The organism is Lacrimispora sp. (genome assembly GCF_032078915.1).
Classification (GTDB): Bacteria; Bacillota; Clostridia; order Lachnospirales; family Lachnospiraceae; genus Lacrimispora.
In genome coordinates, this window is the sequence record NZ_DAMAUN010000003.1 from 121,677 (window position 1) to 134,615 (window position 12,939).

Genomic DNA, 12,939 nt, shown 5'->3' on the forward strand with positions numbered 1-12,939 from the left:
ACAGGGGAGGGAAAGACATGGAGAAGATCAGAATTATCATTGCCGATGATATGGAGGAAATCCGAAACCACCTGGCAGAAGAAATCGCCACTTTGTCCGGTGACATAGAGATTGTCGGTGTTGTGGGGACCGGGAGGGAGGCCGCCATGCTGACGGAGGAGCTTTTGCCGGATGTAGTGCTGATGGATATACAGATGGAAACCAGGACTGCCGGAATATCTGCAATTGCAAAGATTCAGGAGCTGTTTCCAGGTGTAAAATGTATTGCCCTCACCGTTCATGAGGATGAGGAGTTTATTTTCCGGGCTTATTTAGCCGGTGCGGCAGACTATATCATTAAGATGAATCCGGTTGAGAAGATTGTCAAATCCATTCATGATGTGATTGACAATAAGCTGTTGGTCAGGCCGGAGGTTGCCAGGAAGCTGATAGACGGATACCAGCAGGTGCAGGAAAACCAGATCCGCTTAAAGGAAACCTTCCAGGTAATGCTTTTGATTAATACAACGGAATATGAGATTTTGAAAATGATATACGGTGGGCTTACCTACAGGAATATCGCAGAGCTGCGTTTTGTGCAGGAAACCACAATTCGCTCACAGGTCAATCATATCTTAAAAAAATTTGGTAAAAAACGGATGAAAGATGTCGTCCGGCAGCTGCGGGAACTGAAAATATTCGATGATTAATGGAAAGAGGAAAGCATGATGAAATCAAGGGAGTTTGGCAATACCGGAATTGCGGTGTTGACCAGCCAGCCTTTAGCCAGAGGATTCGTGTTTTAAGGTCGGAACAGGGGGACTGATATGAGCTTACAGATCATTCGCGCCGGATGGCAGATGAAACGGTTCCCGGCGGGAGAAGCGTGCAGCTATGAGGAACTTGAGCAGCGGTTTCAGACTCCGGGAACTGGAAGAGACCGGATCTATGAGATTTCCGCCTTTCCGGCTCAGGTTCATGATGTGCTGCTGGCATATGGGGAAATAAAGAATCCCAATCTTACCGGAATAAACGAGGATTTGTGGATTGATGACTATGACTGGGTTTACCGGTGTGAGTTTCCGGCCAAGGCGGGGGCAGCGTCCTGGCTCATGCTGGAAGGAATCGATACCTTTGCTGATATTTATGTAAATGGAGTATTGGTAAGGCGATGTGAAGATGTTTTTTTGGAGTATCAGATTCCGGTTTCGGAGGTGCTTCTTGAACGAAATACGCTGTTGATTTATTTTCATTCGGCAAAGCGTCTGATCGATGAAGCGGTACTGCCCTCGAAGTATCAGGGCCGGGTTGCGGCGATCTCGGCGTTTCGGGTGTTCCGCTGCGGATTTCACGAGTATTGTGGCCCTTCGCCGTCTTTGATCCGCTGCGGAATCTATGGAACTGTGGCATTAAAGCAGGTTCCTTCCCTTTCTTTCGGTGAGGTTTTAATTGAAAGTATCCTGGAGGAAGATGGCAGCGGGAGAGTGTTGATCGATGTGACGTTTCTGGGCGATGGAAAGCAGGGGCTGCTTTTTGCAGAGGTTTTGGATGAGGAGGGCCGGCTGGCGGCCGGTCTGGAAATACCGGTTGAACATAACAGGGCCATGGCCAAGCTGTGTGTTGATCGCCCGCAGCTTTGGTGGCCGCGGACCCACGGGAAGCCTTACTTATACCAGGTGAAGCTGCGCTGCGGCGGGAACCTGGAGGAAAGTCTGACCAGATGGATCGGTTTTCGCCGGATATCCGGCGGAGCGGAGATGAATTTTACTGTGAATGGCCGGCCTGTGAAATTATGGGGAGCAAACCTGGTTCATCCGGATACCATGAGCAACTGCTACCGTCCGGAGGTGATGAACCGGCTCCTTGATCTGGCGGAGCTTGGCAATTTCAATACTCTGCGGGTCTGGGGAGAGGGAGAAAAGCTTCCGGAGGCGTTTTATGAGGAATGCGACCGCAGGGGGATACTGATCTGGCAGGATTTTTATTTGTGCTATTCCATGTATTCGGAAGAGCCTCATTATCTTGCGCTGTGCCGGGAGGAAGCAATACAGCTGGTAAAACGGCTGAAATCCCATCCCTGTATCTTACTCTGGTGCGGCGGCAATGAGACGCTCTTATGCCGGGACTATGATTATCCCGGTGAGGAATGTCTGGGGAGTGTGATCCTTGATCAGGTCTTTGCCAAGGTGTGCAAAAGCCTTGACCCAGAACGGTATTATCACCTTTCTTCCCCATCCGGAGGCCGGTGGGCCAATGATCCGAAAGAAGGCGACACCCATGGCTATACTCATCTGTGGTTTGTTCCGGGACGGGAATTTCCGGTTTTCTTAAGTGAGAACTGCCGGGTTTCGGCACCGGCGGTCAAATCCATGAGACGTATGATGACAGAGGAGGAGCTTTGGCCGGATGGCTATTGCGGCCGGGTGACGCGGAAAACAATGTTACAATGGCCGGAATCCTGGAGCCGTCATAATACGAACCAGGGTTACTTAAAGCTGGGGCCGGTGGAGCATTATTATGACGCACTTTCCCCGGAGGAGCTGGTGTATAATCTTGGTGCGGCACACGGAGAGTATATCAGGAAAGAAGTGGGGCGGTTCCGCCGGGGTTATAGCGGAGACCACCTTGCGGACAGGCGGCGGACAGGCGGACACCTGCTCTGGAAGTTCAATAATAACAGCAACATTATTTCTTACGGAGTGGTGGATTATTTTCAGGAGCCCTACTACCCTTATTATGAATTGAAACGCTGCTATGAACCATTTTTCCTATCCTGTGAGTTCGCTGACCAGGGCTATCTGTGGATCACCAATGATACACCGGATATGAAACAGGGGATTTTAGAGGTGTCTCTCTTTGACATTCAGAAGAACTGCATCATCCAATCGTTTGAGAAGGCATTTACGGTGGCTCCGGATGAGTCCAGTCCTGTCTGTACCCTCGATCCTTTCGGACAGTTTTTAAAGCGGCATGCAGTGTATGCGAGGGCGATATCGGATTCAGGGGAGGTTTTAGGAACTTCGCTTGATGTATTAGAGATGGAACGTCATATGGAATATCCGATGAAAACAGGTCTGTCCCTCATCCAGGAAGGGGATATGCTTGTGGTTTGCTGTGAAGCTTTTGCCAGGTGCGTGGAGATTACGGCAGGAGATGATGGGGCGGCTTTTGGCTGGCTGTTTGGGGACAACTATTTTGATCTGCTTCCCGGAATGGAAAAGCGGATCCGGATTCTCTCCGGACAGCGCCAGGGAAGGATAACGGCAAAATCAGTTTATGATGAAAATCCGGCGGTTCTGTGGTATCAGAGGCCGGAACAGAAAGAGAGGGAATGATGGAAGACGATTTTATTGTAGAACAGATCAGGACACCAGTACGTTACACCTGTGATACGGTAGTGTGCGGCGGCGGTACATCTGGCTTTGTGGCGGCTCTGGCTGCGGCCAGAAACGGCGCAAAAACAGTAATGGTGGAACAGCTTGGCTATGTGGGCGGAACCCTGGTAAACGGGGCCGGACCGCTTCACAGCTTTTACAATCTTTATAAGGCTTTCCCGGATGCGAAAAAGCAGCAGGTGGTTCAGGGGATTCCCCAGGAAATCATCCAGAGGATGATGGCTGCCGGAGGTTCTCCGGGCCATTTAGAGCAGGAAAAGGGCGGCAGCTATGATTCTGTGATCACGATTGTGGACTGGGAACTGTTTAAGGATGTGGCATTTACCATGCTGGAAGAAGCAGGCGTGACAGTTCTTTTACATACCATGATAGTCGGAGTTTTAAAAGATGGAGACCAGTTGACTGGTATTGTGACAAAAGGAAAATCCGGGAGGGAGGCGATCCGGGCCGGAGTCGTGATTGACGCCACCGGGGATGCCGATGTTGCCGCTTTCGCAGGAGCGGATTATGTGAAACGGCAGGATACTGCCTCGGTGGGAATGCCTTTCGGGATGAATGATGTTGATATGACCCGCCTGGTGGAATATTTAAAGAAAAACAAACTGATCACCCAGTTGATAGAGGGCGATAAGGGAAGTGAGACAGACCATGTGATTCGTCTGGGCTTCCAGTTGAACCAGGTGCCGGAATTTACGGAATTTATGAATCAGGAAGGTATGTGGGGGCCATTGGGATTTTCCCTTCATGAAAACAGCTTTACTTACATCAACAGCGCCAATTTAAAAAACGTGGACACCACCAATTCAGAGGAATATTCAGCGGCAGAGATTACGCTTCGCCATCAGATCATGCAGTTGGCGGCAATGCTTAAGAAGTATATTCCGGGTTTTGAAAAAGCATATGTGAACTGGACACCGGCCAGCATCGGAATCCGGCTGACCAGAATCGTCTCCTGTGAACATGACATGTCACAGGAAGAGATTGTAAATGGACAACGGTTTGAGGATGAGGTGTATCTCTATGGCTTCCATGATTGTGCGCCGCGGATTACCATTAAAGACGGCGGCTGCTACGGTGTGCCGTACCGGGCGCTGCTTCCGGTGAACGTGCAGGGGCTCCTGGTGGCGGGCAGATGCATTACCAGTACCTGGGAGGCGCATATGTCTACCCGCAATACGGTGTCCTGCATGGCTCAGGGGCAGGCTGCGGGAACTGCCGCCGCCCTTTGTATCCGGGAAGGGTGTCTGCCCAAAGCACTGGATGTAATAAAACTGAGAACAACATTAATTTCCCAGGGAGTGTATCTGGGACAGGAGGATAAATAAGATGAAAATAACATTAGCAGAACCATTAAGTGTTCCAAAAACGCTGATTGAAACGTATGCAAAGAAGCTTGCGGCACAGGGACATGACTTTTCCAGCTATGATACGGTGGCAGACGGTGAAGCGGAATTGATGGAAAGAAGCAAAGGCAGTGACATTGTGATCATCGCCAACCATTCCTATCCGGATGCGGTGGTCCGGGCGGTGCCGTCGCTTAAAATGATTGCAGTAGCCTTCACCGGCATTGACCATGTAGGGGTGCAGGCGTGCCGGGAACAGGGAGTGACGGTTTGCAATGCGGCCGGATATTCCAATCAGACGGTAGCAGAGCTGGTGATCGGCATGGCTGTCGCTGCTTTGCGGAATTTAAGAAAAGCTGACCAGCAGCTTAGGGCCGGCGGCACCAGTGCGGGAATCGGCGGAAAGGAAATCTGCGGCAGAACCGTGGGAATTGTGGGAGTTGGGCGGATCGGTCTGGTAACGGCGAGACTGTTTCAGGCTTTTTGAGCAAAGGTGATTGCCTATGATCCTGCCGCACCGGAAACCGGCGGGCAGTCGGGGATTGTGTATCAGTCTTTGGAGGAGGTGCTGTCCAGGAGTGATCTTGTATCTTTGCATCTTCCTCTTAATGAGAATACCAGGGGCTTTATCAATGAAGAACGTCTGGCACTCATGAAACGGGATGCAGTATTGATCAATTGTGCCAGAGGACCGATTGTGGATAACCGCGCCCTGGCTGAGGCCTTAAACGGGGACCGCCTGGGCTATGCCTGTATTGATGTTTTCGACGGAGAACCGCCGCTGGCTGAGGATTATCCGCTGCTTCACGCAAAGAATACGCTGCTGACTCCCCATCAGGCGTTTTTATCTGAGGAATCCATGGTACGCAGGGCGGAGATCACCTTTGGCAATGTGGAGAAATTTCTGGCCGGAAGACCTGAAAATGTATGTGTGTAAACAGAGTAAAACTGTCTTAGCCTTTAACGCCGGAAATTTCCTGCGTAACCTTTATGCTGCCGGCTTATTCATTGTCTCTGCCGGCATACTCCTGTATGGAATCCAACGACAGGATCAGATGGCGCTCCGCCAGAGGATATATCTTTTCAAAGTCACATGTAATGATGCACACGGTATTTCCTCTTCTGGCGATGCGCCGCAGGGATTTCTTCAGCATATGCAGGGTGTCATAATCAATATATTTTTCCGGATAGATGCAGAAGATGATTTTCTTTCGCAGAAGCTCAAGCCGGTATAAGTACATGGCCAGCTTTTCCTTCTTGGGCAGGTTCCGGCAGGAGGCGCGGGGGACAAATCCTTCTTCCTCATATTCTTTTAGGAAAGTCTGTTCCACATACTGCATTCTGGCGCGTTTTAGGATGCCCAGGGGACCGGCCAGCCTCTTATAGCTGCCGATGCATATATTATCTTTGGTGGTCAGTGTTTCAAAGATACAGTCCTCTAAATCAAATCCGGCAAATACAAAGGAAGGGCAGCTCTCTCCTTTGACGGGCTTTTCATAGACGCTGATGGAGCCGGAGATCAGATCCCGGGGATGAGTAAGGAGTGCCAGCAGCTGGGATGAGGCGTTGCGGAATAAGTCAAAGATGGCAACGATCCCGCCTTCATGAAGTTCAAAGCAGATGTGCTTTAAAGAACCGTAACAGAGCCCGACCGCTTTCATCGCCACGACCGGGGATTCATGGGAAGAAGACTCTGTGTAAGCCAGTGGGCGGCTGTACAGTCTGGAGATATCAATGGCATTCCTTTTTTCATTGTATATCCATTTTACCATACGATGGTCGTCCATAAAGTAAATGCGGTCTGAGAAGAGCTGAAGCTGGTATATATCACAGGATGTTATAAGGAAGGAAACCTTTTTTTCCTTCAGATACTGATATATTCTGGAGAATTGCGGGTCCTGAAAAAAGGTCAGAGGAATGTCATCCAGGATGATCAGCCTGGCTCCCAGGATATAAGCCTTCAGTATTTCCACCAGACATTGCTCTGATCTTGTAAGATGTTTTACCTGCACATGGGGAGGAATCGTAAGCTTCATTTCCCTCATGTAATTCTGCGCTTCATGGAGGATAAGCTTTCTATGCATGAGAAAGGCTCTCCTCTTATGGCGCCGGATGATGAACACATTTTCCGCCACTGAGAGAGAGGGGATTAAGGAGCTGTGTCTTTGCACCAGGGCAACGTGGGAGGCCAGATCCTGACAGGAAACAGGAGACTCTTCATAGCAGAATCTGCCGCTGTCCGGAAGCTCCTGACCGGACAGGATAAGTGACAGCAGGGTCTTTCCGGAGTCATGAAGTCCCATGAGTCCAATAATTTCACCCTTATATTGATACATCGTCAGATGGTCTATGAGCATGGTATTGTCTTTGCGCAAACATAAATCCTGTATCCGGTACAATTCATCAGGCATAGGTATTTCCTCCGGTTTGGGAAAAATCATCGGAATTCACGGAGATATAGGGGATGTGAATCTCCACATCGGTTCCCAGGGCAGGCGTGCTGGATACATGGAGCCCGTAGCTGTCTCCGAAGACCAGCTTCAGCCGCCGGTTTACGTTCCACAGGGCAATGCCGGTGCTCCTTTTGCTGTGATTGGGTGGGACATAGTATTCCTGCTCCAGGGAATGGTTCAGCATCTTAAGGGTATCGGGATCGATCCCTTTTCCGTTATCAGATATGCGGATATTAATATGCTTTTTTGCAGGGATAATTTCTATGGTGATAACCCCGTTGTCTGCGGATTCCGTAAAGGCATGTACGATGCTGTTTTCCACAATGGGCTGCAAGGTGAGCTTGGGAATCACCGCATCCATGATACTGCTCCAGGTGTCCGGCAGATCCACGTTCAGACAGAACCTGTCGCGGAAGCGGTATTGCTGGATCTTCATATAATTGTTGATTACATTTACTTCATCGCTTAACGTGGCAAAGTCGTTTTTCGTGCTGATGCTGTAGCGGAAGAAGTTAGACAGGGCGTAGGTAATATCCGCTATCTCCCGCATGTCGCTTAGTACGGCCTGGGCACGGATGCATTCCAGGGCATTATACAGAAAATGCGGGTTTATCTGATTTTGCAGGGTAAGGAGTTCGGTCTGCTTCTTTAAGATTTCATTTTCATAATAACGTGCTTTATCACGGACGGCTTTCTGGCTGTGTTCCTCTAAGAGCTTTTGTAATTTCTTTTCTGTTAAGAGCTTCATAGTCTTTCTTTCCCTTTGCATGTCAACTGTATATTTTTCGGTAATCTTTCGGCGTGATGCCTACGTATTTTTTAAAAAGCTTGCTGAAATAACGGGCATCCTGAAAGCCTGTGGAATATGCAATCTCATTGATAGACAGATTGGAGTCCTTTAAAAGCTCTCTGGCCTGACCGATCCGGTATGAATTTAAATAGTCCACGAAATTCTCACCGGTCTCCTTTTTAAAGATATTGGAAAGGTAGGCCGGATTTAAGGTCACTAAAAGCGCTGCATCCTCCAGCCGGATTGGATCCGTGTAATGTTCCTCAATGTATTTGAGAACCATGCGGATGGGGCGGGTGTTCTGAGCCTGGACGGCCTTGTGAATATTTTCAAATATGTAGGACACTGGTTCCGATACGGCAGCCTTTAAGGCATCGAAAGACAATGCGTTTTCTATGGCATAGTGGATCTGGCCGGATAAGTAATCAAGGGGCAGCTCTTCCTGGTCCAAAGATAAGTCCATGCGTACAAGCATCCGGCATATCTCTCCCAGCATGTCTATGATGTCAAACAGTGGGAACAAGCTCTTTGGCCTAAAAAACAACTGATTTAATGTAGCCATGAAATCTGTGATGTTTACGGAATCAATGGCCTTTTTGAACTGCTGTAAATATAAGTTTTTTTCCACCTCTGTAAGATACGGGACCGGAGGCAGCTTTTTCCAGTACAGGATCTGGCCGCAGCCCGACAGTATGCGGTAATAGGAGGCATCCATGGCGTCCTTATTGGACTGTCCGAAGGAAGAGATCTTATCATAGGAATCCCCGACGCCCACGGTTATCTTAAGTCCGGCAAACAGGTCCAGAAGGTTACAGGCCTTCTGGTAAAACTCCTGGAGATGGCTAAAAAAAGATCCGGCCGCCTGCCGGGGATAATTGATGCCGAGATAGATAGCGCTGCCCTCCATGCAGGAAAGAACCTGGAAGCAGAAGTCTTCAAATTCCTCGTGGAACATGGAGATCAGCTTTTTGTTTAAGGAGCCGATATTATCCAGATTATCGGCACTCTGGTTGACGAAGTCCAGCTTGAGGCAGAGGATACAGAACAGTCCGGGTTTAAAGTCTATGCCATATTCACCGATGATCTGCTCCAGCGGGACAGCAGCGTCCTGGATTTCCCATATAATACGCTTTAAGAAAAAGGATCTGCCGGGATGTTCTGTGTGGATGGCGGGCATAGCCTCACCTGCAGCCTGGGACTGGTGGCTGTACAATTCTTCCAGGATTTTCTTAAGGGCCTGGTTCAGTTCGTTTTCATTGATGGGTTTTAAAATATAGTCATCTACCGAATATTTCAAGGCATTGTGGGCGTATTCAAACTGTTTATAGCCGCTTACGATGATGAAGCGGCAGGGAATATTTAAATATCGTGTCTGGCGGATCAGCTCAATGCCGTCCAAAACAGGCATACTGATGTCTGTAATCACGATGGCAGGGCGTATTTCCTGAATCTGCTCAAACAGCTCCTGCCCGTTGTGGGCGCAGCCAGCAAATTCCAACTGCAGTTCCTCCCATAAGATCATCTTTTTAATCAGCTCGCAGATCAGGAATTCATCGTCGGCTATGAGAACCTTCATTCTTTCACTTATCACAGGACCCCTTCTTTCTCTTATCAATTTGTCATTAATATAGCATACCAAAATGGTAGTGTAAATGGAGGAATTAGTAAAAATGCATAAAAAATATGCTGTAAATATATAAAAATAGAAATATTACACATATTCTAAAAAACGGTGCATTGAAAAAAGCCCAAAAGAATCTTATGATAAGTTCCATCAAACACCTGTGAACAGGTTGATGGAGAAAGGAGAAGGAGTATGAACAAACAGATTATTGCATGTGTATTGGCAGCAGCTATGGGAGCAGGAGCCCTTGCAGGCTGCAGCGGGACTTCCCAAAGTGGCGCCGCAGCAGATGGTACGGCGGCTTCAAAGGTCTCCGCTGGGGGAGCGGAGAGCCAGGGAGGTGAGGCAAAGACCGGAGAGGATATCACCCTTACGCTGTGGCATATTGAAAATGACGCCAAACGGCAGGAGGTAGTGAAACGTTGTATTGAGAGATTTGAGGCCAGCCATCCCAATGTGAAAGTGGAACAGGTGCCCATGGAGAACGACCCTTATAAGACCAAGCTTACCACCGCAATGGCAGCCGGACAGGAGCCGGATATATTCATCTCATGGGGCGGCGGATGGCTCCAGTCTTTTGTGGAAGAGGGAAAAGTGCTTGATATTGACGAGGACGTGAGAAGCATCTCTGACATCTACCACGAGTCGGCACTGTCTCTTTTCGAGCTTGAGGGGAAATACTGGGCAGTGCCTTTTAGGGCAGGCGCGGCCCCTGTGTACTATAATACCGAGATTTATAAGGAACTGGGACTTAAGGTTCCGGAGACGGTTGAAGAGCTTGAGGCCAATTGTGAAGTTATTAAGGAACATGGAATCATTCCCTTTGCCGAGGGCAATTCCAGCCAGTGGCCGGGTGCGCTTACCTTTATATGGCTGTCCCTTAGAGAGGGAGGCTCCCAGACATTCCTTGACGCCTATAACCGTACCGGCAATGCAACGTTTGAGGATGAGAGCTTTATTAAGGCCGGACAGAGGATCCAGGATTGGGTGAAGAAAGGATATTACCCCGAAGGCCTCAATGGTATCAACTATGATACCGGAGGATCCAGAATGCTGTTTTACAGCGGTCAGGCAGCTCACATTGTACAGACCAACAGTTTCGTATCCAACTGTAAGTCTGAAAAACCGGATTTCTACGAGAATAATCTTGGGTTGTTCAACTACCCTGTAATAGAAGGCGGCAAAGGGAAGGCAGACGAGATCTTAGGAGGCGGCAACGGATATTCCATCTCTGCTTCCTGCAAAAATCCCAAAGAAGCGATGGAACTGGTAAAAGTCTTAACCGATCAGGAGTATGCGCAGGATATGTCTGATACCGCCGGCATCCTTACCGGAATAAAGGGTGTGGAAATCAAGGACAGCAAGCTGCAGCAGATGGAGGAGCTTCTGGTTCATGCATCCTATATGCAGAACTTCTACGATCAGTTCCTGCCAACAGAGCTTGGAAACTTACATAAGCAGACCACTTACGACCTCTTCGGACTCACCACCACGCCAGAGCAGGCGGCCGCTGACATGGAAGCACTGGCACAGAAGGATCTGGTTAAGAAATAATACATGACATGGATGGAGAGGGTGTTGCATGGCAGAATGCATGTTGCAACGCCCTCGTTCCGGATCGTCCTCTGTGAAAAGGAGTGATTATATGAGCAAACGAAATAAACATATTGGGATCATAACGCTGTTCGTGCTCCCGGCCCTGCTGTTTTACGGAACATTTAACGTAGTGGGAATCGTCAGGACATTCATCTACAGCTTTATGGACTGGAAGGGGATCAGCGCCAACAGGACCTTTGCAGGATTTGGGAATTACATCGAGCTGTTTGGGGATTCCCTGTTCTGGAATGCCATGAAGAATAACGTAATCCTGGTCATTGTCTCCGTGGCTATCCAGCTCCCCGGAGCCCTGCTCTTAGCACTGCTGATCAATCAGGAGCTTAAGGGAACAAGGTTTTTCCGTACGGTGTTTTTTATGCCGATGCTGCTGTCCACGGTTGCTACCGGTATCATGTGGATTCTGTTTTATGATCCCTATTTTGGCCTGATCGCCAGTCTCATGCAGAAGCTGGGGTTAAAAAGCATTGCTTTTCTGGAAGGGAGATCATCCATGCCTTCCATTCTGTTCGTCATATGCTGGCAGTTTATTCCCTTTTATATGATAATATTAAAGGCGGGACTGACCAATATCCCGACGGACATATATGAGGCGGCCAGGATCGACGGGTCAAATGGAACGCAGTGTTTCTGGAAAATCACCCTTCCGCTGCTTGTACCGACCCTGCGCTCGGCGGCGGTCCTGCAGCTGGTGGGATCTTTAAAATACTTTGACTTATTCTATGTCATGATGGGCGGCGCGCCCAACAGGGCGACCGAGCTGATGGCCACCTACATGTACAAGAAAGGGTTTACGGAATTCCGTATGGGATATGCCAGCGCCATTGCTGCCAGCATGTTCATTCTGTGTTTTGCCATAGCATGCATGTTCCTTTACATTACGAGAGATAAGGAGGCGGCATAATATGGGCGTGTTGTTAAAAAGAAAATTAAAGAATACCATACTCTACGGGATCAGCATCGTTATTGCACTGATTACAGGATTCCCCTTTGTGTTTTTGGTCATCAACAGTTTTAAAGGCATGGGGGAGTACTTAACCAATATCTGGAGACTGCCCAAAGAGCCGTTTTTCGGAAATTACCAGTTGGTCTTAAAACCGGATTTTCTCCGGTACTTCTTAAACAGCGTTGTGGTGTCAGGAGTCAGTGTTTTCATCATTGTGGTCGTATCGTCCATGATCTCCTTTACCTTTGCAAGGCTTAAATACAGAGGGAGAAATCTGCTTTACTTTGCTATTATCGCAGGAATGATGATCCCGGTACATACGACTCTGATCCCCACATTCACGCTTTTAAGCAGCCTTGGCCTGACGGATACCTTAACCGGCCTGGTGGGGCCTTATGTCAGTTATAATATTCCCATTGCCGTTTTCATTTTGACCCAGTTCTTCCGGGAGATACCAAAGGAGCTGGAGGAAGCGGCCATCATTGACGGCTGCAGCATCGTGGGAACCTTTAAGAATATCATACTTCCGTTGTCTGGTCCGGCTATTTCCACAATCGTGGTGTATACATTTTTGAACATCTGGAATGAATTCATTAATGCCAATGTGCTGATCAACAGCACGGGAAAGAAGACCCTGCCTTTAGGGATCCGGGAATTCTACGGCATGCAGTCTGTAAATATACCGGCAGTGCTTACTGCTATCCTGATCGGATCGCTTCCGGTCATCCTCTTGTACTTCTTTGCACAGGAAAAGGTAGTTAACGGACTGACCCAGGGAGCGGTAAAAGGCTGAGT

The 12,939-nt window shown here is 48.7% G+C and carries 9 protein-coding genes and 1 pseudogene; 7 read left to right on the plus strand and 3 right to left on the minus strand.

The features are described 5' to 3' along the window. The first annotated feature begins 17 nt into the window (after window positions 1-17). The 4 genes and pseudogenes from RT269_RS02555 to RT269_RS02570 all read left to right on the plus strand — a co-directional run bounded on the left by RT269_RS02555 (window position 18) and on the right by RT269_RS02570 (window position 5,654). Window positions 18-689, plus strand: a complete 672-nt coding sequence (locus tag RT269_RS02555; protein WP_313180428.1) for a response regulator transcription factor — start codon at window positions 18-20, stop codon at window positions 687-689. A 117-nt stretch (window positions 690-806) separates the two neighbouring features. Then, window positions 807-3,314, plus strand: a complete 2,508-nt coding sequence (locus RT269_RS02560) for a glycoside hydrolase family 2 protein (protein ID WP_313180429.1) — start codon at window positions 807-809, stop codon at window positions 3,312-3,314. Beyond that, a complete protein-coding gene (locus RT269_RS02565; RefSeq protein WP_313180430.1) occupies window positions 3,311-4,699 on the plus strand; it encodes an FAD-dependent oxidoreductase in 1,389 nt (462 codons plus the stop codon). Before RT269_RS02560 ends, RT269_RS02565 begins: the two co-directional genes overlap by 4 nt. A 1-nt stretch (window position 4,700) precedes the next feature. Beyond that, window positions 4,701-5,654 (plus strand): annotated as a pseudogene (locus RT269_RS02570) (NAD(P)-dependent oxidoreductase). A 64-nt stretch (window positions 5,655-5,718) separates the two neighbouring features. Here RT269_RS02570 and RT269_RS02575 read toward each other — a convergent pair. From RT269_RS02575 to RT269_RS02585, 3 genes are read right to left on the minus strand one after another with little or no spacing between them, the layout of a single operon-like run. Beyond that, entirely contained in the window at window positions 5,719-7,128 is a 1,410-nt protein-coding gene (locus tag RT269_RS02575; protein ID WP_313180431.1) for an ATP-binding cassette domain-containing protein, read from the minus strand. Beyond that, complete coding sequence (locus tag RT269_RS02580) at window positions 7,121-7,918, minus strand: sensor histidine kinase (RefSeq protein WP_313180432.1); 798 nt, start codon at window positions 7,916-7,918, stop codon at window positions 7,121-7,123. Before RT269_RS02580 ends, RT269_RS02575 begins: the two co-directional genes overlap by 8 nt. Before the next feature lie 22 nt (window positions 7,919-7,940). Next, the gene (locus RT269_RS02585) at window positions 7,941-9,551 is read right to left on the minus strand and encodes a helix-turn-helix domain-containing protein (RefSeq protein ID WP_313180433.1); all 1,611 of its coding nucleotides are present in this window, start codon (window positions 9,549-9,551) and stop codon (window positions 7,941-7,943) included. 225 nt (window positions 9,552-9,776) lie between these two features. Here RT269_RS02585 and RT269_RS02590 point away from each other — a divergent pair, with 225 nt between their 5' ends. The 3 genes from RT269_RS02590 (at window position 9,777) to RT269_RS02600 (ending at window position 12,937) form a co-directional block, all read left to right on the plus strand. Continuing rightward, a complete protein-coding gene (locus RT269_RS02590; RefSeq protein ID WP_313180434.1) occupies window positions 9,777-11,138 on the plus strand; it encodes an extracellular solute-binding protein in 1,362 nt (453 codons plus the stop codon). 91 nt (window positions 11,139-11,229) lie between these two features. Then, window positions 11,230-12,102 (plus strand): carbohydrate ABC transporter permease, encoded by an 873-nt coding sequence (locus RT269_RS02595; protein ID WP_312446685.1) that lies wholly within the window; start codon window positions 11,230-11,232, stop codon window positions 12,100-12,102. Between the two features lies 1 nt (window position 12,103). Next, the gene (locus RT269_RS02600) at window positions 12,104-12,937 is read left to right on the plus strand and encodes a carbohydrate ABC transporter permease (protein WP_313180435.1); all 834 of its coding nucleotides are present in this window, start codon (window positions 12,104-12,106) and stop codon (window positions 12,935-12,937) included. Window positions 12,938-12,939 lie beyond the last annotated feature (2 nt).

Coding starts and splice junctions, on each gene's coding strand:
- RT269_RS02600 (WP_313180435.1), top strand. CDS start 12,104: ATGGGCGTGTTGTTAAAAAGAAAATTAAAGAATACCATACTCTACGGG.
- RT269_RS02595 (WP_312446685.1), top strand. CDS start 11,230: ATGAGCAAACGAAATAAACATATTGGGATCATAACGCTGTTCGTGCTC.
- RT269_RS02580 (WP_313180432.1), bottom strand. CDS start 7,918: ATGAAGCTCTTAACAGAAAAGAAATTACAAAAGCTCTTAGAGGAACAC.
- RT269_RS02575 (WP_313180431.1), bottom strand. CDS start 7,128: ATGCCTGATGAATTGTACCGGATACAGGATTTATGTTTGCGCAAAGAC.
- RT269_RS02560 (WP_313180429.1), top strand. CDS start 807: ATGAGCTTACAGATCATTCGCGCCGGATGGCAGATGAAACGGTTCCCG.
- RT269_RS02590 (WP_313180434.1), top strand. CDS start 9,777: ATGAACAAACAGATTATTGCATGTGTATTGGCAGCAGCTATGGGAGCA.
- RT269_RS02565 (WP_313180430.1), top strand. CDS start 3,311: ATGATGGAAGACGATTTTATTGTAGAACAGATCAGGACACCAGTACGT.
- RT269_RS02555 (WP_313180428.1), top strand. CDS start 18: ATGGAGAAGATCAGAATTATCATTGCCGATGATATGGAGGAAATCCGA.